18 protein-coding genes are annotated in these 23,402 nt (G+C 73.5%); 12 read left to right on the top strand and 6 right to left on the bottom strand.

What is annotated here, in order from left to right:
* Positions 1–7,998, top strand: a complete 7,998-nt coding sequence (locus tag D1350_RS11005; RefSeq protein WP_125776043.1) for a hypothetical protein — start codon at positions 1–3, stop codon at positions 7,996–7,998.
* 3 nt (positions 7,999–8,001) lie between these two features.
* On the opposite strand, the gene D1350_RS11000 is transcribed toward D1350_RS11005, so the two are convergent.
* Positions 8,002–8,697 carry an AfsR/SARP family transcriptional regulator gene (locus tag D1350_RS11000; protein WP_164545127.1) on the bottom strand — a complete coding sequence of 232 codons (696 nt, stop codon included), beginning with the start codon at positions 8,695–8,697 and terminating at the stop codon, positions 8,002–8,004.
* A 137-nt stretch (positions 8,698–8,834) separates the two neighbouring features.
* On the bottom strand, positions 8,835–10,187 hold the full coding sequence (locus tag D1350_RS10995) for an MFS transporter (protein WP_125776041.1): 1,353 nt from the start codon (positions 10,185–10,187) through the stop codon (positions 8,835–8,837).
* Between the two features lie 270 nt (positions 10,188–10,457).
* On the opposite strand from D1350_RS10995, the gene D1350_RS10990 reads away from it, so the two are divergent.
* The 4 genes from D1350_RS10990 to D1350_RS10975 all read left to right on the top strand — a co-directional run bounded on the left by D1350_RS10990 (position 10,458) and on the right by D1350_RS10975 (position 14,197).
* Positions 10,458–11,636: a hypothetical protein gene (locus D1350_RS10990; protein ID WP_125776040.1), complete on the top strand. Its 1,179-nt coding sequence runs from the start codon at positions 10,458–10,460 to the stop codon at positions 11,634–11,636.
* Complete coding sequence (locus tag D1350_RS10985; protein WP_125776039.1) at positions 11,633–12,166, top strand: hypothetical protein; 534 nt, start codon at positions 11,633–11,635, stop codon at positions 12,164–12,166. The genes D1350_RS10990 and D1350_RS10985 overlap by 4 nt, the downstream gene beginning before the upstream one ends.
* Before the next feature lie 76 nt (positions 12,167–12,242).
* Positions 12,243–13,361, top strand: a complete 1,119-nt coding sequence (locus D1350_RS10980; RefSeq protein WP_125776038.1) for a DNA alkylation repair protein — start codon at positions 12,243–12,245, stop codon at positions 13,359–13,361.
* Between the two features lie 137 nt (positions 13,362–13,498).
* Positions 13,499–14,197, top strand: a complete 699-nt coding sequence (locus D1350_RS10975) for a nucleotidyltransferase domain-containing protein (protein ID WP_125776037.1) — start codon at positions 13,499–13,501, stop codon at positions 14,195–14,197.
* A gap of 120 nt (positions 14,198–14,317) precedes the next feature.
* Here the strand turns inward: D1350_RS10975 and D1350_RS10970 are convergent, their stop codons facing one another.
* Positions 14,318–14,728, bottom strand: coding sequence for a DUF6069 family protein (locus D1350_RS10970; RefSeq protein WP_125776036.1), 411 nt, complete (start codon positions 14,726–14,728; stop codon positions 14,318–14,320).
* A gap of 94 nt (positions 14,729–14,822) precedes the next feature.
* Here D1350_RS10970 and D1350_RS10965 point away from each other — a divergent pair, with 94 nt between their 5' ends.
* From D1350_RS10965 to D1350_RS10955, 3 genes are read left to right on the top strand one after another with little or no spacing between them, the layout of a single operon-like run.
* Complete coding sequence (locus tag D1350_RS10965) at positions 14,823–15,323, top strand: MarR family winged helix-turn-helix transcriptional regulator (RefSeq protein WP_206074497.1); 501 nt, start codon at positions 14,823–14,825, stop codon at positions 15,321–15,323.
* A gap of 37 nt (positions 15,324–15,360) precedes the next feature.
* A complete protein-coding gene (locus D1350_RS10960) occupies positions 15,361–16,350 on the top strand; it encodes a prenyltransferase/squalene oxidase repeat-containing protein (protein WP_125776035.1) in 990 nt (329 codons plus the stop codon).
* Between the two features lie 20 nt (positions 16,351–16,370).
* Positions 16,371–17,099, top strand: coding sequence for an SAM-dependent methyltransferase (locus D1350_RS10955; protein WP_125776034.1), 729 nt, complete (start codon positions 16,371–16,373; stop codon positions 17,097–17,099).
* Between the two features lie 24 nt (positions 17,100–17,123).
* Here D1350_RS10955 and D1350_RS10950 read toward each other — a convergent pair whose 3' ends face one another.
* Complete coding sequence (locus tag D1350_RS10950) at positions 17,124–17,711, bottom strand: shikimate kinase (RefSeq protein WP_164545126.1); 588 nt, start codon at positions 17,709–17,711, stop codon at positions 17,124–17,126.
* A 58-nt stretch (positions 17,712–17,769) separates the two neighbouring features.
* Between D1350_RS10950 and D1350_RS10945 the strand changes: the two genes are divergently transcribed.
* The 3 genes from D1350_RS10945 (at position 17,770) to D1350_RS10935 (ending at position 20,348) form a co-directional block, all read left to right on the top strand.
* The gene (locus D1350_RS10945; protein ID WP_125776032.1) at positions 17,770–18,141 is read left to right on the top strand and encodes a MerR family transcriptional regulator; all 372 of its coding nucleotides are present in this window, start codon (positions 17,770–17,772) and stop codon (positions 18,139–18,141) included.
* Between the two features lie 36 nt (positions 18,142–18,177).
* Positions 18,178–19,191, top strand: a complete 1,014-nt coding sequence (locus D1350_RS10940) for a zinc-binding dehydrogenase (protein WP_125776031.1) — start codon at positions 18,178–18,180, stop codon at positions 19,189–19,191.
* Between the two features lie 173 nt (positions 19,192–19,364).
* A complete protein-coding gene (locus D1350_RS10935) occupies positions 19,365–20,348 on the top strand; it encodes an ADP-ribosylglycohydrolase family protein (protein ID WP_240644035.1) in 984 nt (327 codons plus the stop codon).
* Here the strand turns inward: D1350_RS10935 and D1350_RS10930 are convergent.
* Positions 20,323–20,772: a hypothetical protein gene (locus D1350_RS10930; RefSeq protein WP_125776030.1), complete on the bottom strand. Its 450-nt coding sequence runs from the start codon at positions 20,770–20,772 to the stop codon at positions 20,323–20,325. The two genes, D1350_RS10935 and D1350_RS10930, sit on opposite strands and share 26 nt — an antisense overlap.
* Before the next feature lie 135 nt (positions 20,773–20,907).
* On the opposite strand from D1350_RS10930, the gene D1350_RS24750 reads away from it, so the two are divergent.
* Positions 20,908–23,208, top strand: coding sequence for a LuxR C-terminal-related transcriptional regulator (locus tag D1350_RS24750; RefSeq protein ID WP_125776029.1), 2,301 nt, complete (start codon positions 20,908–20,910; stop codon positions 23,206–23,208).
* On the opposite strand, the gene D1350_RS10920 is transcribed toward D1350_RS24750, so the two are convergent.
* Entirely contained in the window at positions 23,181–23,402 is a 222-nt protein-coding gene (locus tag D1350_RS10920; RefSeq protein ID WP_125776028.1) for a helix-turn-helix domain-containing protein, read from the bottom strand. The genes D1350_RS24750 and D1350_RS10920 overlap by 28 nt on opposite strands.

Raw genomic sequence — 23,402 nt, 5'->3', positions numbered from 1 at the left:
GTGCCGTCGACAGCGGGCGCGGGGACGGCGACGTCGTCCGGCGCGGGGGACGGTTCGCCGCCGCCGGGCCGGTCCCTCGCGCTCGCCCGGGCGCGGCCGGCGGAGGAGAGCGCGCCGGGCGCGGACCGCGCTCCCAGCCGGGTGCCCGGCAACGCCGAGGTAGTGCGTTCGTCCGGCTCGGTCACGGGCCGGCCCATGACCGAGCCGGACGAACGCACTACCTCGGCGCTTACCGATCACACGAGGAGGGAGTCCGGGCGGCCCAGCGTCGCCTATCGCGCGCGGGTCGACTCCGCGGCGGGGCGCGCCCTCCCCGCGCTCGGGCTCGACGGGACGGTGCGGATCGTGCTGCGGCCCGACGTCGGCTCGTCGGCCCACGGGGCGGCGGCTCCCGGCCTGGTGACGCTGTTCGGCCCGCCCGCCGACGACCTCGACCGGACGTTCGCCCTGCTGGTGCACGAGCTCGCGCACGTGCGCCAGCACGAGAACCGCGGTCTGGCCGGGGCGCCGGCGCCGGACGTCACCCGCGCGGAGGGCGAGGCTGCGGGGCTCGCGGCGGCCGCCGCCCAGGGCCGGCCGCTGTGGCGGCCACGGGGGGTGCTCCCGGACGGGCACCTGGCACGGGACGAGGGCGCCTCGGGGGTGACGAAGGCGTGGGACACGCTGGTGGACTGGTCGGAGGACCGCCCCGACGTCGCGAAGCTCGAGTCCCGGCTGGAGACGCTCGTGGCGCTCAACCACGTCGCGGACGTGCGGGTGATCCAGGCCCGGGTCGAGGGCTCGTTCTTCGATCTGAGGTCCGAAGGGGTCGAGGACTGCCTGCGGGTGCTCGCGACCCTGCCGTTCCTCGTGGCGCGGGCCCTGGTGCGTGCGCTGCCCGCGAAGACCCGGGTCGCGCTCGGCCGCATGAACGCGAAGCAGCACACGACCTTCCCCGAGGCGGCGGTGGCGGTGCTGTCGGCGATGAGCGCCGAGGAGCTGAAGGGCGTCGCCGAGAAGTACCGCCCCTACGCGGACTACCACCGGGGGGTGACCGAGGCGCTCGCGCCCGTCGACCCCAGCCGCCTCGGCCCCGCGGCACGGCGGGCCCTGCTCGCGACGCTCCGGCGGGCGGGTGCGGAGGTGCTCACCGCGCTGCTGAAGTCCCGGCGGCCCACCTTCCGCGACCTCCTGTCGTCGACGCCCCCGGGGGACGACGCCGTGGAGCTGGAGCAGGCGATCGCCCGGGAGCAGCCGCGGTCAGCCACGAGCATGGGCGTCGGCGGAGGGGTGACCGCCGCCGACCGTGTCGCGGGGGTCCCGGGCAGCCAGCCCGGCCTGGGGATCGTCGCCGAGCAGGTGGCGGGGATCCTGCGCGAGCCCGACGACGCGGCCGCCCGGGACGCGCTGAAGGTCCTGGCGACGCTGTGCCCCAAGGCCCCGGCCGCGCAGCCCGAGCTGGTCACCCCGGTCAGCCGGGGCACCCTGGCCGCCGCGGCCACCAGCGCGCCCGCGAACGCCGTCGGCAGCAACGCGCCGCCCGAGGTGGGCGCCGGGCTCGTCTCGGTGGTGACCGAGCTGGAGAGGCAGGGCTCGATCGAGCGGCTGCTCGACCAGCTCGACTCCGACGACCGGTTCAGCGCGGACCACGGCTGGGCGCTGCGCTGCGTGCTCGCCGCCCGCACCCCGCTGGCCAACCTCGTGCGCGCCACGAAACTGCTCTCCTACGGGCTGTTCGACTGGAAGGTCTGGGACGCTGAGGCGCGGTTCGCGTACCTGCTGGTCCGGGTGTGCCCGATCGACGCGCAGGACGCGTGGCGCCGGCTGGAGAACGGCAAGTGGTTCGCGCGGCTCACCGCGCAGATGCCCGACGAGTCGCTCGTGAACGGCGAGTACACCGGCGTCGGCTCGGAGTACGTCGTCGGCGGAGCGGCGCTCTCCGTGCCGCCCGCGATGCTCGACGCCTACGCCGCGTCGATCGCCGCGGAGTGGGAGGGACGCAAGCACGCCCCGCACGCCGTCTTCCTCGTGCGCGAGCTTCTCGGCCGCGACCGGTCGGGCGGCGCCCGGCCGTGGGTGACCGACGCCGCAGGACAGGCCGGACCCGCCGACGTGCCGCTGCGCACGGCGATCGTCCGGCGGCTCGACCGGAGAGGGACGCTGCAGGACATCGTCGACAAGCTCCCCGACGACTTCCTGCTCGCGGAGGGCACCCGCGGGGAGGTCCTGGAGCTCTATCGCCTGCGGGATCCCGTGCGCCTGTGGAGCCAGGCGCTGTCGCACCTGCCGGGCTGGCTCAGCTGGTTGTGGTTCGACAGCAGGGACGCCTGGCTGGGGACGCTCGCCCTGCGTGCTCTGCCCCCGGACGAGCAGGCCCGCTTCGCGGTGGAGCACCCCGACGTCTGGCAGAAGTTCTGGTCCAGCCTCACCGCCGAGCAGCGCAGGGCTATGCCGTCGGCCCTGGCGAGCGGCGCCGAGCAGGACCTGCGCACGCGGGACGCGATCCGCGTCCGGCTCGCCGACGAACGGCTGTGGACGGAGGAGCACGCCCTCGAGCTGCGCGCGCTGATCAACCTGGCGGTCGCCGCCGACGACCGCCGCTGGGTCTTCGACCTGTCCCGCAGGCTGCGCGCCGACCTCCTGGCGAAGGCCGCCGCCCCCGGGAGAAGGCTCGCGGCCCTGGTCGCGGACCTGGAGCTGTACGACGAGGCCGCCGGCCGGACGGCTTACCAGCCCCGGAACCCGGCCGCGAGCGGCGCCCCGCTGTGGGCCCGGACCATCGTCGTCGGGGTCCGGGGCGTCTTCGGCGTGCTCGTCCCGTACGCGCTCTTCGGTGAGCACACCCTGATCGGCCGGACGATGAAGGCGCACGCCTTCAGCCTGGACGCCGTCCAAGGCGCCCTGGGCGGCGACCTGGTCCCCGGCCTGACCCTGGCGACGGGGGCGGGCGGCAACCGGATCGACGTCGACGTCACGTTCGAGGCGGGTTTCGTCACGCGGCTCCGAGTGCCGCGGATCGAGATCGCGTCGACCAACATCGTGCGGCCGGGCGCCACCTACCGGACCGGCCGCGCGACCCTGACCGACCTCCGGATCACCGCCGGGTTCGGCGACCGGCACTACACCCAGCCCCTCTTCGTCTCCGCGCTGCTCGGCGGTGTCGACGTGCGCGACCTGGTGGTGGTCGACGCAGGCCTGCCGGTCTCGCCCCTCTCGGCCGCGATCGTCGGCGCACGCTCGCTGGCGTTCGCCGCCACGCAGGACGGCACGTGGGACGCCCACACGAAGCAGGACCTGGTCCTGCCCTCGGGCATGGCCGCGTTCCCCGTCCCGGTCTTCGGCCCCCTGTTCCAGCTCCTGAGCAACATCGTGGCCCTGACCGGTTCGGTGCCTGGAGACCTGAGCCCGCTCGGCATCGCCACCATGTTCCTGCCCACGCCACCAGGCCTCGGCGGCTGGCTGTTCGGGAAGGCCCGGAACAACATCCTGGGCAGGATCGACCCGACGCCCCCGCTCGCGACCCACCTCTGGGGCCTCGCCGCCGAAGGCCGGTGGGCGCCGCCCCGATCCGCCACCGAGCGCGCCACCGACGCCCTGGGGATGCTGCGCGCCTACGGGGTCAGCCTCGCGTCCTTCACCGTCGAAGGCCTCTCGCTCGGTGCGGGCACCCAGGTCACGTCGTTCGAGATCTCCGAGCTGCACGTCGGGATCAACCGCGGCGGTGGGCTCAGCGCGTCGCTCCGGACCACCGCCGGCTCGCTGCGCGGCGTCGTCGGGACGCTGACCAGCGCCCGCGACGAGCTCCCCGCGGGCGACCCGAAGCGCCCCGAGCTCGACCGCCGCATCGCGCTGCTGGTCCAGAAGATTGCGACCCTCGACGCCCAGCTCGCCGACCGCCGCCGCGAGCTGCAGGCCCGGCTCGACAAGGGTGAGACGCTGACCCCGCCCGAGCGGGCCGAGCTCGCCTCCGCGACCGACCTCGCGGCCGACGAGGCCCGGCTCACAGCCCTCGAGGCCAAGGACCGCGTCCACCCGGGGACGCTGACCGAGAAGGAGCGGAAGGAGCTCGTGGAGCTCACCCGCCGACGTCGCGCCGCCCTCGGCGTCACGATCGACATCGGCTCCGTGACCGTCGGCCCTGTCACCGGCGACATCGAGACGGGCGGCCTCGTCCTGGAGGGCGTCCACCTCCAGGCGAGCGTGCCGAGCTCCGCGGTCGACCTGGCCCGCGGGTACCTCGACGACACGTCCCTCGTGGAGCAGTTCCTCGCCGGCGGCCCCACGGTGCCCACCCCCGCCGATCTCGCCCGCACCGCCAGCCTGTCCGTCACGGTGGACTCGACCCGGTTCGTCGCCACCGACCCCGCCCAACCCGCGCTCGTCGTCAAGGCGAGCACCCTGCCGCCGTCGGCCGAGATCGGCGCGGCGCTCGCTGCCATGCCGGAGATCCCGGGCAACGCGGGGCTCCGCGCGCGGCTGCAGGCCGCGAAGGACGCGCTCGTGCTGCTCGAGCTCCGGCAGAAGGCCGCGCGGACCAGCAGCGACCCGGTCGAGCGGGCCAAGGCCGAGCAGGACGTCCGGTGGATCACCGACGAGGCGCGGCGCCTGCTGGGCGTCGAGGTCGGGGGGATCACCTTCGGCCGCATCACCGGTGTGCTGGACCCGCGGACCGGCAAGGCGTCGCTCGTGGTGCCCGCCGTGCTGACGGACGTCGCCCTGCCCGGTGCGATGATCGACCGGCTCACGGGCGACGTCGAGGTCGGGGTGACGATCGGGGCGAAGCCCGTCGCGCCCGAGCTCGGGCTCCGGAACGTCCAGGCGACCGGCGTCCAGCTCGCCCAGGGCTCGATCGGTGCGGTGTCGCTCGCGAGCCTGACCGGGTCGGTGCAGCGGACCCCGAAGGGCTGGCGGATCCCCGACCTCGCGCTCCAAGGCCTCGTGCTCGGGACGGTGGCGCTCGGCACCCCGGCGAACGGCGTCACCGCCGAGCAGGTCACGGTCAGCGCGATGAAGGCGGACGTCGAGCTCGGCTACTCAGGCGAGGGCGACGCCCGCGCGCTGAGCAGCGTCGTGGTGCGCAGCCTGCACGTCGCCTCCCTGGCCGGGAAGAACCTCGCGCTCGACTCGGCCGACGCCGAGGGCACCATGAAGGTGCGGGTCGAGCAGGGCGAGCTGCGCGACCTCCGGGCCACGGACGTCGAGCTGGCCCGCGGCGAGGCCGGCTGGGAGCTGGTCAAGGCGTCGGCGAGCGTGGGGGCCGTCGTCGACGTCCGGTACGCGGTCGCGCTCTCCACGCTCGCGTCCGGCAAGCGGCCCGCGGCGACCACGACCGTCGAGGGGAAGGTGGAGAGCGCGCCGACGGCCGGGGCCGCCGGGCCGGAGCCGGCGATCTCGGCGGCCTACGCCGTCGACGAGAAGGGCCGCCACTACTCGCTGGACGTGCGCAGCCTGGTCGCCACGGGCACGAAGTACCGCTCGCCCGACGGCAAGGTCACCATCGACACGGCCACGCTCGCGAAGGCACACGTCGAGGGCGGCGACGCGGGGCTGTCCGCCACCGCCACCTTCGCCGACCTGCGGGTCGGAGCGGTGTCGTGGAAGGTCGGCACCGGCCGGCTGTCGGGGAAGGGGCCCGTCACCGTCCGGCGGGCGGACGTCGCCGCCACCCGCGACCCGGCCCGCAAGGCGCCGTGGAGCGTCACGGAGATCGACCTGCACGACGTCGCCGCGTCGAACCTCACGTACGACGACCCGCCGATGCGGTTCGAGATCGGCGGGCCGGTCGCGCCGGGCGTCGCCCCGCTGCGCGTGGGCCGCGTCCGCCTGCACCCGGCGGCGGGCACCGTCCGGGTCGAGGACGTCCGGGCGAGCTTCAGCGGGAAGCTCAGCTCGACGCTCGGCCTCCAGGGCGACCTGCGGCTCGCGTCCGCAAAGGTGGAGCTCCACGAGAACGACCGCGTCGTGGCGGTGCTCCGCGGAGGCTCCGGCGGCGTCACCGTCTCGGGCGACCACGCGGCCCGGATCGACCTGGAGGGGCTGCGGGAGGCCTCGCTCGACATCAGCAAGGACGCGGTCCGGCTGGGGGTCGAGCTCGACTCGGTGCGGCTCTCACAGCTCCGCGTCGACACCGAGGTGAGCGGCAAGCGGATCCTGGTCACGAGCGGCTGGGTGGGCGGTGTCACGCTGCGCGGGGTGCACGCGAAGGCGCGCGCCGACCGGTGGCCACCGGGGGCCGCCCCGAAGGGGGCGTCCGCGTTCCGGCGCGTCGTCGTCGAGCGGTTCGACATCGACGACGTGGTGCTCTCAGCGGTGCAGCTCGAGCTGCCCGGCGAGAACCTGACGGTCAGCACGGCGTACGTCTCGGCGTCGGACCCCGTGACGATCCGCGGCCTGTCACTGACCCGTACCCGCGGGCCGGCCGGTGAGGGCCAGCAGGACTTCGTCTACGACCTGGGGACCGGTGCCGTCCAGGGCACGCTCTCCGCGCGCCAGCTCAGCCTCGGAGCCACCGCCGGGCTGCGCGGGAAGCTGACGAACGCCGACCTCGCCCTGACCACCGGCTACGCCTCGATCGACTGGCTGAGCACCGGCGGCACGCGGATCGTCGTGGCGGACCCGGCGCTCGCGATGAAGCGCCTCGTGGAGTTCCCGGGCGGCCGGTTCCGGGTCGGGAAGCTCGCCGCCGACCAGGTCGTGGTCGAGGACGGCAAGGTGACGGCGACGGGCTCGTGGCTGGAAGGGCTCGACTACCAGAGCCTCGGACCGGCGGGACACCTCCTGTACCAGGTGAAGATCGGCCGCGCGAAGGCGGGGGACCTCTCGTACACGCCGGGCCCGAAGTCGCCGTCGGGCAAGAGCACATTCTCCGTGCCGGACCTGGAGATCGAGGAGGCCGAGTTCTACCTCGACCTGCTGCGGCTCAGCCCGCCGGCCCCGGTGCTTCCCGTCGGGACGGAGCCGCCCGCGCCCGCGCCGAGCTCGTCGAGCGAGGCCGAGTTCCTGCGGCCCACGCTCGCGGCCCTCGACGGGGAGCTCGCGGTGGTCATGTTCGTGTCGGCCGACGCGGTCGGCTGGAAGGACATCCAGATCGGGTCGACGACGCCCCTGGTGGTGCCGATCAAGGACGGGGCCGTGGACGTCGCGACGTTCGAGCGGAACATCCAAGCCGCGGGCATCGAGTCCACCTACAACCCCGAGTGGGCGGGGCGAGTCGGCGGCTCGGCCTGGCAGGTGCGGGAATGGGTCGTCGAGGGCGCGGCGCAGGACCCGCTGCTGCGGCTCGCGGGCGACCGGCTCCAGCTCGGCGTGTACTGGTTCAACACGCCCGAGGACGTCCGCGGGAAGACCCCGGACAAGCGGCCCGACGACGCGGACTGGAAGCCCCTGCTCCAGTGGGACCTGCACCCGGTCGACGTGAAGCGCGCCCTGGGCGGCGAGTTCGCCCTCTGGTCCGCGATCTTCCGGATGCACGAGGATCCCTACGTGAGCCCGGCGAAGGAGGCCGTCGAGGTGCGGCGCGAGTTCGCAGAGTTCGATCTCACCGACGAGCAGATCAACCACATCGTCGCGACCCGCCGGACCCAGCGCCGCCTCGAGTCGCGGGCGATGATGGACAGCCTGGAGATCCGGAGCCTCGTGGGGAACCTGAACGTCCGGTCGAGCGCGGCGATCCCGCTGACGATCACGTCGGCCTCGGCGAACGGCCTGATCATGCTGTCGAAGGACGCGGTGATGGGCCTGACGGTCTCGGGCGGGTTGCCGGCCCTCCACACCCCACGGGTGCGCCCGGCGGCGCCCGCGAACCCCGGCGCCCTGGACCTCGCGCTCGACGCGCTGGCCATCGACTCCGTCCAGCTGGACCTCAAGGGCGTGGGGAAGGTGGAGACCGGCTCGATCCAGGTCCTGGGCCTCAGGGACGCGCGGCTCTACTTCGACCACGCGCACCGGTTCACGCCCAGCCTGCTGAAGGGCACGATCACGAAGGGGACGGCGACCGGGATCACGTGGGAGGCGCCGTAGCCGTCACGCCCCCGAGGCCCTCCGCAGCAGCCGGGCCACCATGGCCCGCAGGTCCGCCGAGGGGTCGAGCGAGAGCTCGTCGCGCAGCAGCCGCTCGTAGGTGCGGTACTGCCGGAGCGCCTCGCCCACGTTGCCCTCGAGCACGTGCACCTCGATGACGCGGCGGTGGGCGCTCTCGCGCAGCGGCTCGATGTCGACGGCGGCCAGGCCCGCGAGCAGGGCCTCCCCGAACCGCCCGGCGACCGCCAGCCGCATGCAGAGGGCCTCCAGGGCGTGCAGCCGCAGCTGGCGGAAGCGCTCACGCGCGAGCAGGACCCACTCGTCGTACCAGTCGGGGAGGATCTCCCCGGCCAGGATCGCGATGTGCGGCAGCACCCAGGCGGGGGCGTCGTCCGACGCAGGGTCGGAGAGGAGGTGCTGCGCCCGGGTGACGGTCTCGCGGTAGTCCACCGCGACGCCGTCGGACAGCGCGAGCCGCGTGGGGCTCGACCGCACCAGGTCGCGCGACGGGAGCCGCCAGAGGACGGAGCGCAGGCACGCGCCGGCGTGCTCGGTGTCGGAGTCGGACCAGAGGGAGCCGCTGACGAAGCTCCGCGTCACCGGACGGTCCCAGAGGGCGAGGAAGGCGACAAGTCGCTGGCACGCGGGGGCGACGTCGAGGACGACGCCGTCTTCCCGGAGCTCGAAACCGTCGATCACCCCGAGATGGATCTGTCCGGACCTGTCCGCCATTTCCTGCGACCACCCTGGTTCGCCCGCCGATACCGAGCGTAGGGAGAGAGGTGGGAAAGGGCGCGACTGATACGGGTCCGCGCGGGGTGAATTTTATCCTCGGCTCACGCCGCGAGCGCCAGGCCCTCGTCCGCCGGGACCGGCCGGGCCCGGGCCAGACGGTGGCGCAGCATGCCGGCGCCGATCGTCAGGACGACGACGAACCCGCCCGCGACGAGCGCGCCGCGCACGCCGATCAGCTCCATGAGGAGGCCGAGCAGCGGAGGTCCCGCGAGGGCCCAGGCCGTGCTCGCGCTGCGCCACACGCCCAGGACACGCCCGCGCATGGCGGCGGGCGGGTCGGTCTGGAGCACGGTGGCGCCCGCCGTGTCGGAGAGCGACTCGACGATCGCCATGGGCGCGACGACGACCAGCAGGACGGCGAGCGTGGGGCTCAGCCCGGCGACCACCTGGAGCGTGGCGCCCACCGCCACGAGGAGGACGACCAGGCGTACCGACGGGCGGCGGAGGCGTCCCGCGAGGAACGCGCCCAGGATCCCGCCGACGGCGAGCACCGTCGAGACCGCGGCGAAGTCCTGCGCGCTGCCCGCGAGCGCCCCGGTCACGAGGACGGTCAGCGTCAGGGTGTAGTTGCGGCCGAAGGTCGAGCTGACCGCCGACACGATCAGGAGCGCGACGAGGCGCGGTCGGCCGAGGAAGAAGCGGACGCCCTCGGCGGCCTCGGACCGGGGCTTGGCGTTCTTCGCCGGCAGGGCCGCAGGCGCGGCGACCGACCGGGCGGGCGGGGCGTCGTCGGCCCCCGCCTGCTGGTAGAGGCGCAGGAACGGGACCACGGCCGCGACGAGGAGGAACGAGCCGCCGTTGACCAGGTACGCGGCAGCGGGACCAGCCAGGGCGACGGCACCGCCCGCGAGACCGACGCCGACAAGGCGTCCCGCGCTGTGCGTCACCGAGCCGAGGCCGATGGCTGACGGGACGTCGTCGACGGGGACCAGGTCGTTGCCGAGGAGCGACGTGGCGGGACCGTCGATCGTGGAGATGATCCCGGTGACCGCCGCCAGGCCGAGCAGGACCGGCAGGCTGAGCGCGTCGACGGCGATGAGGACCGCGGTCGCGACGGCGACGGACCCGAGCGCCACCTGGCTCACCGTGACCACGGTCTTGCGGGGCCACCGGTCCACGACGGCGCCGCCGAGGACGCCCAGGAGCAGGCCCGGCGCGGCCTGGACGGCGAGTGAGACGCCCGCGAACGCGGGGGAGCCGGTGACCTGGAGGACGAGCAGGTTCTGGACGGTCATCTGCATCCAGGTGCCCGCGCTCGAGACGAGGTTGGCGCCCGTCCACCACCGCATGGCGGGGTGGCGAAGGGCGCGCCAGGGGGAGCGGTCTGCTGAGGGGGTGGTGGGGGCAGCGGTCTTTCGCAGCGCGCGGAGGCGCGCGAGGGCAGGGAGCAGCACAAGGACTTTCGAGAGGATGGGCGCCGCGGGGCGTTCGCTCGCCGCGGCAGGCCCGCTATTCAATCAACCGGTTCCGGGTGCGCTCTACCCGCAGGGCCCGATCGTGACCAACCTCGCTGCTCGGCGGCGCGGCGGACCGCGCGGGACCCGTGGTGCCGGCCACGCGGCGACACGCCGGGACGGGGACTCCTCCCCATAGCCGGGCGCTCCGGCGGACCCTATGCTCGGGCCTCAGCAACGGCCATGGCCGTAGACGGGGGGGGACGCGGGATGAGCGAGATGTGGGGGGCCGACGTCGCAGCGCTGCGCGCGTTCGCGCAGGCGTGCGAGAAGAACGCCCAACGTATCGACGACGCGGCCCGCACGGTCGACCAGCTCATCCGCTCCTCGGTGTGGAAAGGCCCCAACGCCGAGGAGTTCGCCTCCCGGTGGTCCTCCGTGCACCGCCCCGCGGCCCAGGCGGCGGCGACCGCCGTCGGTGCGATGGGAACGAAGCTCGCGCGCAACGCGGACCTGCAGGACGAGACGTCCGCCGCCGACGACGGCGGACGCCGTGACCAGGGACGTGACGCGGGCGGCGATCGCGGGGACTCGAGGGGTACCGACCGGGACGACGCGACCGGCCGCAGCGGCGACGACCGCGAGGGCGACCGGGACCGCGAGGAGAACCGGGACCAGCAGGAGGACGACCGCCGCGAGGGCTACCTGGACGCGGGTCCCACGCCGGCCGATCCCGAGCACTCCATCCCCGGCCCGCAGCCGTACCCGGGTGGGCTGGGCGACCCCGTCCCCGGGGAGGGCGCCCCCGACACGGAGCCGCCCGCCTGGTCGCCGCCGGACGGAGGCTCGGGAGAGCACGGCTCCGAGGACGACGGGTTCTGGGACCGTCGCAAGGAGGACGCGATCGAGCTGGCGGCGAACGCGGCGGGGGTCGGCTGGTCCGACGCCTCGCGCAACCTCCTGCACTTCCTCGACAACTCCGGCCAGGACCTGACGCAGCCGGTCGACACGATGCTCAAGGACCTTCCCGGGTTCGAGGACAAGGTCACGGCGCGCGAGGAGCAGCTCGGCGCGGACGCGATCCGGCGGGCGCAGGCCTCGGGGGCCACCGGGCCGGTGACGTTCCCGGTCAACACGGCCTGGGACGGGTACTACGCGGGCCAGAGCCAGAGTGCCAACTGGTACTACGCCACAGGTGGCTTCAGCTACAACCTCAACGGCCAGGTGACCGTCTACCCGCCGGACACGCCCGGTGGTGAGTGGCGGTACGAGACCGAGACGGCCGTCAACTCTCGTGACCGGTACAACTGGGACGGCGGCAAGGGCGTCAACATCGGGCCGCTCTCGGTGTCCGACGCGGAGCTCCAGGAGCTGCACCGCAAGGGGCTCGCCCAGGAGTACAACCTGGTCGGCAGGTCGTCGACGCGCACCTCGGAGGGAACCGGATGACTCAGCTCGCAGCGGCACCCCGGGCGACCTGGCGCCTCGGAAGCCGTGCGGCGGTGGCGTGCGTGCTCGCCCTGGCGCCGCTGCTCAGCGCCTGCACCAGCACCGACGGCCAGGGCCGCCCCACCGACACGACCAACGCCCAGGAGGAGCAGATGCTCACCGACCCCGCAGAGGTTCTCGCGCTCGCGGACCTGACGCTGCCCGACGACGCCGAGGGCGCGACCGTCGAGACGACCGACCGGCCCGGATACCACTACGCGTACACGGTGACGTTCGACGCGCCGTCGGACGCGGTGGCGCAGTTCGCCCAGGGGCTGACCGGCATGGCGATCGACGACCTGAGCATCCCACCCGCCGGTGAGCCCGGCGCGTTGCTCAGCGACACCGCTGTCACGACCGTCCCCGAGGGCTCCCGCTTCTGGGACGGCTCCTTCTCGCCGGAGGCGGGCGGCTACGGCACGGTGGCGCTCCTCGTCGACGGTCCGGAGCTCACCACCGTGCACCTGGGCGTCGCGGCGTTCCCCTCCTGACGGGCTGCCCGACGGCGGGGCGGTGCGGCGCCTACAGTTCGGTGACGGACGTCCGCGGACCAGACCGGGAGTCGCCATGCCCTTTGCCGACGAGCTGATCGGCGCCCCGACCGTGCGTGCGCTGGTCTCCGCGCTGGAGGTCGCCGCGCCCGGCGTGCCCTTCGGCGGTGTGCGTGCGGCCGAGGGCGTCCTCGCGCCGCTGTCGCTCCGCGAGCGCAGCGACCTCTTGCGGGACGCGCTCCTGGCCGACCTGCCGGGGGACTACGCGTCGTTCGCCGCGACGGTGCGGGCGGCGAGCGTCGCGGCGCCGTCGTTCACCGGCTGGCTGATCTGGCCGGTGACGAGCGCCGTCGCGGCCAGGGCGATCGACGACGGGACCAGCGAGGCGTTCGACGACGCCCTCGCGTTGCTCGCCGAGCTGACCGGCCGCCTGACGTCCGAGTTCGCGCTGCGTCCGCTGCTCGACCACGACCTCGCACGTGCGCTGCGGACGATCCACGGCTGGACCGCGTCGGCGAGCCCGGACGTGCGGCGGCTCGCGTCGGAGGGCACCCGACCGTTCCTGCCCTGGGCGGTGCAGGTGCCGGGGATCCTCGCCGAGCCGCGATCGACCCTGCCGGTCCTGGACGCGCTGTACCTCGACGAGAGCGAGGACGTCCGCCGGTCGGTCGCGAACCACCTCAACGACCTGAGCCGGCGGTCGCCGGACCTGGTGGTCGAGACCGCCGGGGCGTGGCTGGCGGAGCCGGGGGAGAACGCCGAGAACACGACGCGGCTGGTGCGGCACGGGCTGCGAACCCTGGTGAAGAAGGGCCATCCCGGAGCGCTGGAGCTGCTCGGGTTCACGCCGGCGCAGCTGGAGGTGACAGGACCGGTGCTCGCGTCCTCGACCGTGACCATCGGCGAGGCGCTCGCGTTCACGGCGTCGGTCCGGAGCAGGGAGGCCGGGGTCACCCGGTTGGCGATCGACTACGTGGTGCACCACCGCAAGGCGAACGGAACCCTGACGGGCAAGACGTTCAAGCTGGCGACCCGCGTGGTCGGCCCGGGCGAGAGCGTCGAGATCGCGCGCGAGCACTCGTTCCGCGTGATCACCACGCGCCGCTACCACCCGGGCGAGCATGCGCTCGAGCTCCAGATCAACGGCGTCCGGTACGGCCGGGCGGAGTTCACGGTGCTGGCGGCGGAGGGCTGACCGTGCCGGCTGCCGACCGCAGGGCCGGTCTTCTCGCGATGCACGGGTGCGCCTGACCCCACGGGTGGGTGCGCGCTCGCGCCCGCTTTTCAGATATCGGATGGCACGAGCGTCTGCCCGCCAGGCAGGATCGGCGTGTGGATCCCCTTGCTGACGCCGCCGCGCTGGTCGCCGACCGATACCCGCACGCCCGGTGGGCGGTGCTGACGGGCAGCGTTGTGGACCCTCTGCTCCGGACGGCGGGGTCGGACCTGGACATCGTGGTGGTGCTCCCCGACGGCGCTGTCGGGCACCGGGACTCGCTGCGGTGGCGGGGCTGGCCGGCGGAGCTGTTCGTCAACACCGTGGCGGGGCACCGGTGGTTCCTCGACCGAGAGGTCGGGCGCCGTAAGCCGACTCTCGCCCGGATGGTGGCGACCGGGACGGTGGTCGCCGGCGTTCCCGGCGCTGCGGACGGTTTCCAGGCGGAGTGCCGCCGGGTTCTGGAGGCCGGCCCCGGTCCGGCGTCGACCCGCGAGCTGGAGGACGCGCGCTACGCGGTGACCGACCTGCTGGACGACCTGGCCCATGCTCGCGACGACGGCGAGGCGACGGTGGTGAGGTCGGTGCTCTGGGAGCGGGTGGGGCACCTGGCGCTCCTGGCCGCCGGACGGTGGGACGGCGGCGGCAAGTGGCTGCTGCGCGAGCTGCGCACGTGGGACCCGTCGTGGGCCGCCCGGTGGGTGGTGGCCGCGCACGAGGAAGCGGTGCTGGTCGCGCTGGCGGGCGCCGCGCTGGAGGCCGGCGGAGGGCTGCTGTTCGAGGGCTACCGGCGCGAGGCGCCCGCCGTCGGGTGAGTGCTGGGGCCCTCGCCCGGGTCGGTCCGTTGTCGCCGGGTCGGTCACTTGATCGACCGACCCGGCGACAGGCGACCGACGCCGCAGTGGGTGACGCCGCGGCGGGGGCCGCCCGTGCCCTCAGCGGTGGGGGTAGGCGATGCGGAACCAGGCGACGCCGCACACCACGTGCATGGCCGAGAGCGTGTAGGCGGTCGCGGTGTCCGCGGCGACCGCGAACGGGGCCGCGCAGCTGACGAGCGCGAAGGCGAGACCGGCCCACGCGGCGATGCGGCGGAAGCCGGGGTTGCGGCGCCCGGCGAGGGCGACGACGACGCTCGCCAGGAGCAGCGGGACGATCGTGAAGAAGGCCACCGGGATCGCGGTGACCGGTGCGGGCTGGCCGACCTGCATCGACGCGCCGGCGAGCGGGCCGAACCACAGGATGACGAGGTTGATGGCGAGCGCGACGACGGTGACGACGGCGACGTGGGCGGGCGTGATCTTGCGCTTCGCCGCGATGGACGACATCTCGGACGTGGTCGAGGTCATGCGTACCTCCTGGTAGGGGGCCTTTCCGGGCCCGGTCACTTCGTGTGACTGACAGTACACGACATAAACTATCCAGGGAATGTACCTTTGGTACATGATCTTCGAGGACCAGCTCCAGACCGAACCGGACGTCCCGACCTGCGCGAACGCCGGCGTCGGCGCGATGCCCGTGCTGGCCCGACTGGCGAGCCTGGTGGACGGGGTGGTCGCGCGGGTCGCGAGCGACTGCGACCTGACCCCGGTGCAGGCTCGGATGCTGTGCATCCTGGAGCGAGGGCCGTGGCGCATGGCCGAGCTCGCGCACGCGCTCGGCGCCGAGAAGGCGGCCCTCACGGGTCTCGTCGACCGGGCCGAGCGGCGCGGGCTGGTGCGACGGGCGGCGGTTCCGGGTGACCGTCGCGCGCTCCACGTCGTGCTGACCGAGGACGGCGCCCGGTCCGCCGCCGCCTTCCGCGCCGCGGCGGACGGAGCGCTCGAGCGGCTGCTCGAGCCGCTGACGGACGCGGAGCACGCGGCGTTCGACCGGGCGATGGCCGTGGTGGTCGAGAGCCAGAGGGTTCCGGGCCGAGGCGGGCCGGCGAGCAGCCCGGCCTGACCGGGACGATGTCGGTGCCCGTCGCTACAGTCGATCCATGGCCGACGACGCCCTGACCCACTGGCTCCTCGACTCGGACCCCGCGCTGCGGTGGCAGGTCGAGCGGGACCTGCTGAACGAGCCTCCGGCGGTGTGGGAGGCCACCCGGGCGCGGGTCGCCACGGAGGGTTTCGGCGCGCATCTGCTCGCGCTCCAGGATCCCGACGGGCAGTGGGCCGGTGGCGCCTACTTCCCCGGGGACTTCGACTTCGAGAGCCAGGAGGCGGTCGAAGGGCAGCCGTGGACGGCGACGACCTGGTCCCTCAACGCCCTGCGCGAGTGGGGCCTCGACGGCGCGGTGCTGCGGGAGCGTCGCACGGCCGAGCTCCTCGCGGAGAACAGCCGCTGGGAGTACGACAACCTGCCGTACTGGGGCGGTGAGGTGGACTGCTGCATCAACGGGTACACCGTCGCGAACGGCACGTGGCTCGGCGCGGACATCAGCGGGCTCGTCGACTGGTTCGTCGAGCACCGGATGACCGACGGAGGCTGGAACTGCGCGTGGGTGGAGGGCTCGACCCGGTCGTCGTTCCACTCGACCCTGAACTCGCTGAAGGGCCTCCTCGCGTACGACGAAGCGACCGGCGGCACGGACGCGACGCGCGAGGCCCGGCGCGGCGGCGAGGAGTACCTGCTCGAGCGCGGGCTCTCCAAGCGACTGTCGACCGGGGAGCCGGTGGAGTACTGGGTCAACACGTACGCCTACCCGTTCCGCTGGTTCTACAGCGTGCTCAACGCGGCCGACTACTTCCGCCAGGCGAACCTGCACGACGGCGGGCGACCCGACCCCCGCATGGCCGAGGCGATCGAGCTGATCCGTGCCGCCCGGCAGTCCGACGGCACGTGGGTCCAGGAGCGGCGTCACCCAGGCCGGGCGTGGTTCGAGGTGGACGTGCGGGCAGGGGAGCCGTCCAAGTGGCTCACCCTCTACGGCGCCCGGGTGCTGGACTGGTGGGACGCGAAGGAAATCACGTTGCCCGTCCGGTAGCTGTGGGATGGACTCCGCAGATGACTGATGACCAGCCGCCGAACGCAGGCGCCGGATCGCTGCTCCTTCTCAACTCCCCGCTTCGTCAGGCGTCGCTGGACCGTCTGATCGCACGTGCCGCTGAACATCAGCCGACGCGGATCGTCGACCACGGCTGCGGCTGGGGCGAGGTGCTGCTGCAGGCGCTGGCGGCGTGTCCTGGAGCGACCGGACTCGGGATCGAGGTGCACGACCCCGACGTGCAACGGGCGCGTGCGACCGCGACGGAGCGTGGCCTCACCGGACGGGTCCGTTTCGAGTCCGGCAGCTCGACCGACCATCGAGAACCGGCGGACCTGTTGATCTCGCTCGGCGCCTTCCAGGCCTTCGGGGATCTCCCCACCGCGGTCCGTGAGCTCCGCGCCGACCTCCTCCCCGGTGGGAGGGCGTTGTTCGGGATGGAGTACTGGACCTCGGCGCCGGCGCCCGCCGAGCTGGCCCACATGTGGCCCGGAGCCTCGGAGTCCGACTGCCTCAGCTTGCCGGACCTGGTCGACCAGCTGCACGAAGCGGGATGGCGGATCCTCGATCTCCACGAGTCCACCCGGACCGAGTTCGACGACTTCGAGCTCGGTCACCTCCGCGAGCGCGAGCAATGGCTCATCGACCACCCTGACCATCCCGTCCGGGCCGAGCTCGACAGCGCCTGGACCGCCTGGTTACGCGGCCACCGCCGCACCATGGGCTTCGTCACCTTCGTCCTCGGCTAGACCGGGCGAGCGGTCATGGAGCCGTCAGAGCCTGACCACCTCGCCGACGGTCTCCTCAGGGTCGAGACCTTCGGTGTACACGGTGATGGTGGCGACCTCGTGGTTGAGCGGATCCGCCACCCACTCCGCGAGGAAGTCGTGCCCGTCGGCCACCCAGTCGGTGTTCTTGCTCGCGACGGAGCGCTCCCGGAGGACGGCCACGGAGCGTTCAGGGCCCGGGTGGGGGAGCAGGAGGACGACATCGGAGGCCGCGTCGAGCGCTGTTCGCACCCGCGAGGCGCAGTCGAGGTCGGAGTAGCTGGTGTGCCCGGCGCCGAGGGCGATCACGGTGCCGGGGTGCTCGGCCAGCACCCGCTCCACGGTGTGAGCCCGGGCTGGCTCCCACTCCCGCTCGGCCGCGACCCGGCCCACGGCGTGCACGCGGGCGACAAGCCGGTCGAGGTCCCACCCGGCCTCGGCGTAGTACGGCCAGGCGATCTCGTCGACGTCGATGAAGGGAAGCCCGAGGCGGCGGGCCAGGAGGACGCCGAGCGTCGACTTCCCGGTCGCTGCAGGACCGGCGAGGACGACGGTGCGGGACGGGACCTGCCGAGATGAGGGGTCGTCGCGCACGGGTGGAATCTAGCAGCGGACCGGAAGCCGACGGGCTGCTCCGTGGTTTCCTCATGCTGTGAGGATCGGAGACGCGGCGAGGGTCAGTGGCGCGAGCACCAGGTCGTTGCGCCTCTACGAGGCCGAGGGCCTGATCGTGCCGGGCCGGTGCAGCAACGGGTACCGCGACTACTGCCGGTCGACCGTCGACCGCGTCCTCGTGATCCGCTCCCTGCTGGAGTCGGGACTCCCTCTGCGCCTGATCAAGGAGATCCTGCCCCACCTCGTCAGAGCCGGCGGCGGAGCGGCCGACCTCTGCCCGGGCCTCCTGGCCGAGGTCCGGGCATTCCGCGACCGGCTCGCCGGCCGGATCGCCGTGCTCAACGCCCAGCACGACGCTGTCGATGCCTTCTTGCAGGAGGCCGAGCCCGCAGACCGAACGGGACCTTGACCTTGACGCAAGAGTCACGCTCCTACGTTCTCTGGCATGACAGAGCACAACCCACGGAGCACCGGGCCGTCGATGCGTGCCCTGGTCCAGCGGTCCCGCCGCGGTCCCAGGGACCTGGTCCTCACGCCCGACCAGCCGCGTCCGACGCCGGGACGCGGTGAGTACCTGGTCCGGGTCGGCGCCGCGGGGGTCAACTTCGCCGACGTCATGCAGGCGAAGGGAACCTACGGGGGCGGGCCGACCGCTCCCTACGTCGCCGGCTTCGAGGCTGCGGGGGAGATCGTCGCCGTCGGCCCCGGGGTCGACGAGCCCTTCCCGGTGGGCACCCACGTCATCGGGGCGGCCCCGGGAGCCTTCGCGGAGTACCTGGCGGTGCCGGCGGCAGGATCGCTGCTCGTCCCGCCGGGGTGGAGCGATGCGGAGACTCTCGGCATGGTGCTGAACTGGGCCACAGCGCTCGCGGCCCTTCGCCCGCTGGGCGAGGTCCGGGCGGGCGAGACGGTGCTCGTGCACGCCGCAGCCGGGGGCGTGGGTCAAGCGGCCGTCCGCCTTGCTCGGCACTACGGCGCCCGGGTCGTCGCCGTGGCGTCGCCCGCCAAGCACGGAGCGGTGCGAGCGCTCGGTGCCGACGACATCGTGGACAGCACGCGACCCGACCTGGCCGCGGAGATTCTTCGCCTGACCGGCGGCGTGGACCTGGTGCTCGAGTCCGTGGGGCGTGACACGTTCGAGTGCAGCCTGTCCGTGACCAAGCCCTTCGTCGGGCGCGTGGTCGTGCTCGGGGCGGCCTCAGGAGACGCGACCCTGAGCACGCACGACCTCGTGTTCTCCTACCCGGTACAGGTGAAGGGGCTGCACGTCGGTGCGCTCGCGACGTCGGCCCCGTCTCTCTATCGCGGAGTGCTGGACGAGCTCGAGGTGCTCGTCGCTCGAGGGGTGTACCCGCCGGGTGCGCCGCAGGTGCATCCGCTCCGTGACGGGCCTGCCGTGCTCCAGCAGCTGGAAGCGGGCCGCAGCTGCGGCAAGCACGCCCTGGACCCCTGGCGGTGACGGTGCGCGGCGTCGTGCGTGCGTTGCCACTTGCGCACGTAAGAGGCGCACGCAAGAGGCGAGGAGTCCGAAGACTCCTCGCCACATTCAAGGTATAGCACTGTGTGGTGCTTGCCGCAAGGCCCCGGTCTCGATGAACCGACGCCACGGCCGCTTGTGCCAGGATGCCGTCCATGAATCGCGATGCGGCCCTGCTCGACCGTGCCCGGGGTGTGCTCCTAGGCGCTGCCTGCGGCGATGCCCTCGGCGCGCCGTACGAGTTCGGCACGGCGCGGCTCGCCCCGGGCCAGCGCCCGGCGATGATCGGCGGCGGGCTGGGCGGCTTCGCGCCGGGGGAGTGGACGGACGACACCGCGCAGACGTACGCCGTCGCGCAGGCCGCGGCCGCCCATGGCGACCTCCGGGAGGACGCGGCGCTCGACCAGGTGGCCCACGGCTTCGGCCGGTGGTTCCACGGGAACCCGCCCGACGTCGGGATCCAGACCCGCACCGTGCTCCGCCAGGTGGGTCCGGACGCCCGCGCGAGCGAGCTGGCCGGCGTCGCGCGAGCCCTCCACGAGCGGACGGGGCACACGGCCGGGAACGGCTCGCTCATGCGGACGTCACCGGTGGCGCTGCGGCACCTGGACGATCCCGACGCCCTGGCCGAGGCGGCGCAGGCGGTGAGCGCCCTGACCCACGGCGACCCGTTGGCCCACGAGGCCTGCGTGCTGTGGTGCCTCGCGATCCGGCAGGCGGTCCTGACCGGCGAGCTCCCCGACCCGCGGGACGGGCTCGACCGGCTCCCCGAGGACCGGCGCGACTTCTGGCGCGAGCGGCTCGACGAGGCGGAGGCGCAGGAGCCGGCGTCGTTCCGGCCCAACGGGTTTGTCGTGACCGCGCTGCAGGCGGCGTGGTCCGCGATCGCGCACACCCGTGCCGAGGGGCTGGTCGCCGGGATCGAGGCGGCGATCCACATCGGGGACGACACGGATACCGTGGCGTCGATCGCGGGGGCGCTGCTGGGCGCGGTCCACGGTGCGTCGTCGATCCCCGAGCGATGGAGGCAGGACGTGCACGGCTGGCCCGGCGCCCGCGCCGAGCACCTCATGGAGCTGGCGGACCGGGCGGTCGCTCAGCGCCGCCGGTCGCCTAGCGCCACCGGTCGCCCCGCCTGACCACGTAGCTCGAGTAGACGTACCGCCACGGGATGACGGCCAGGATGATGACGACCCAGAAGATCTCGGTGGTCAACGCCCAGGTGTCCGCGTCCATCTGCTGGTTCAGCCCCAGCGGCAGCGCGACGGCTCCGAGCCAGATCAGCTTCCAGGCCACCTCGAACAACATGATCGGCAGGGCCTTCAGCGGATACCTCAGCCCGAGGAAGGCGACGAGGGACATCGCCACCAGCATGCAGGTGACCACGCCGGCCATCACCGGCCACGGCTCGGCGTGTGTGAACAGGAGGGGCCACTGGTACACCACCAGGCCGCCGCCCATGATCAGGTATCCCAGCCGCAGCAGGTGCAGGCGCCACAGCGGCAGCTCGTCGGGCAGTGGGGTGGTGAGGTCCGGTGACGGACTGGTCGTTGCAGGCTTCATCGGAGGTCTCCGTCTGGTCGGGGTGTGTCTGCAACGGTAGGGACGGCGCTGGGCGCGGCCATCAGTGGCTGTACTGAGTCAGTACTGAACCTGACAGGGCGCGGTCGCCGGCGGCGGCCGTAGTACCTTCGGGACATGGCCCAGCGCGCCCAGCGATCCGGCAACCTGCCTGCTGAGGCGCCAAGTTTCGTCGGCCGCCGTGCCGAGCTGGCCGAGGCAAGAAGGAAGCTCACCGCCGCGCGACTGGTCAGCCTGGTCGGCCCGGGTGGAGTGGGCAAGACCCGGCTGGCGCTCCGGATCGCCACCGACCTCGGGCGGGGATTCCCCGGGGGTGCCTGGCTGGTAGAGCTCGCCAACGTGCGGGACCCGGCGCTGGTGCCCAACGCGGTGACGGCCGCCCTCGACCTGCGTGACCAGGCGGCGACCGAACCGGTGGACCTGCTGCGGTCCTACCTGCGGGACAAGGAGCTGCTCCTGGTGCTCGACAACTGCGAGCACCTGCTCGACGCGACGGCTCGGCTGATTGACGACGTGCTCCGGGCCGCGCCGGGGGTGCGTGTGGTCGCGACCAGCCGGGAGCCGCTGTCCGTGGCCGGAGAGCACGTGCTGCCGGTGCTGCCGCTGGACCTCCCGTCCCCGCACGCCGGCACGCTCGCCCGGACGGGGCAGAACGATGCCGTCCGGTTGTTCGTCGAGCGGGCCGCCGAGGCGACGGGCCGGTTCGAGCTGACCGAGGCGAACCGGGCCGCCGTCGTCGACGTGTGCCGGCGGCTGGACGGGCTGCCGCTCGCCATCGAGCTGGCGGCGGTGCGGACCCGGGCGCTGAGCCCGGACCAGATCCGGGACAGGCTGGGCGACCGGTTCGAGCTGCTCACCAGCGGCAACCGTGCGGCGCTCCCGCGCCACCAGACGCTGCACACCGCGATCGAGTGGAGCTACAACCTGCTCGTGCCGGCCGAGCAGACGTTGCTGATGCGCCTGTGCGTGTTCGCCGGCCGATTCACGGTCGACGACGTGGAAGCCGTCTGCTGCTCTGGCGACCTGCCGGAGGCGCAGGCCCTGGACCTGCTGTCCGCGTTGCTCGACAAGTCGTTGCTCGGAAGGGATGACGCCGCCGGCCCCGCCTGCTACCGGTTGCCCGAGACGATGCGGGAGTACGCACGGCGCAAGCTGCGCGAGTCCGGCGACGCGGACGCCGTCGAGCTGCGCTGTGCCGACCACTACCTGTCCCGGTGCGAGCAGCTTGCCGCGACCGGTCGGTACCGCCTGCTGCCGTCCCTGGCCTGGATGGACCTGGAGATCGACAACGTCCGGGCCGTCCTGCGAACGTGCCTCGACCGCGGCGACCGCCGCCGTGCGGGTGGCATCGCGACGGCGCTCCTCTGGTACTGGATCACCCGCGCGACCACCGAGGGCGTGCGCTGGCTCGACGAGCTGCTGGCCGGGCCGGTCACCGACCCGTGGACGTACTTCGCCCGGGGCTTCCTGGGGGTGGTCCAGAACGACCCGGACGCGGCGACGCGCGCCCTCGATCGTGGCGTGACCGCGGCCCGCGCGGCCGGGCTGCCGGGCGCGCTGTCGCAGACCCTCGCCATGGCGTCGATCGCGGCGACCGGGCGTGGCGACGGCGCGTCGGCCCGACGACTTCTCGACGAGGCCCGGGCCGTCGCCGGCTCGCTGGACGACCTGGGCGCCACCCTCATGACGCATCAGGCTCAGGCGCTCAAGGGTCTTGCCGACGGCGATCTCGCTGCGGCCGCGACAGCGGGGGCCGAAGGCGCCCGGCTCAGCCGCGAGGCAGGCGACCTCTACAGCCTCGGCATGATGTTGATGAACCAGGGCTATGCCGCGCTCCGGTCGGGTGCCCTGCCGGACGCCGACGCGTGGCTCACCGAAGGCCTGCGGATCGCCCACCAGCTCGACGACCGGGTGGCGCAGTGTTACCTCCTCGGCGCGCTCGGGTGCTGCGCGGCGGCCGACCGGCGGCCGCGGGCGGCCGCGAAGCTCCTCGGCGCGATGGAGAACCTCCGTGCCGAGATCGGGGCGACCGTGCTCCCGAGCATGGCGCCGGCGCTGACCCAGGCCACCCGGTCAGCCACGGCAGAGCTCGGTGTTGCGGCGTTCGGCTCGGCCTACCGCACCGGCCGGCAGCTGAGCCGGGACGCGGCGGTACGGCTCGCGCTGCGCGTGCCCGCCGCCTCAGCATCCGTGACCGACTCGAGCCCGGGGATCCTCAGCCGTCGTGAGGTCGACGTCGCGCGGCTCGTGCCCCAAGGTCTGAGCAACAAGGAGATCGGCGCCCGGCTGTACATCTCCGAGCGCACCGTCGAGAGCCATGTCCGCAACATCCTGGCCAAGCTCGGCTTCACCTCGCGAACCCAGGTCGCAGGCTGGATGGCGGAGCAGGGCTACCTGGGCTCGATGCTCAGCAGCTGACCGGGAGTGCATCCCAGGGCGTCGCAGATGGCGGTGAGGGTGCTGAACCGGATCGCGCGGGCGTGGCCGTTCTTCAAGACCGACAGGTTGACCGGTGTGACGCCGACCCGCTCGGCGAGCTCGACGAGCGTGAGTCCGCGCTCGTCGAGCAACCGGTCGAGGTGGCAGACCACCCTGTGCTCGTCGGCCGGCAC

Source organism: Antribacter gilvus (assembly GCF_003946865.1).
Taxonomy (GTDB): domain Bacteria; phylum Actinomycetota; class Actinomycetes; order Actinomycetales; family Cellulomonadaceae; genus Antribacter; species Antribacter gilvus.
Note: the sequence above shows the minus strand (reverse complement) of the source record. Positions and strands in the feature narration are given on the sequence as shown.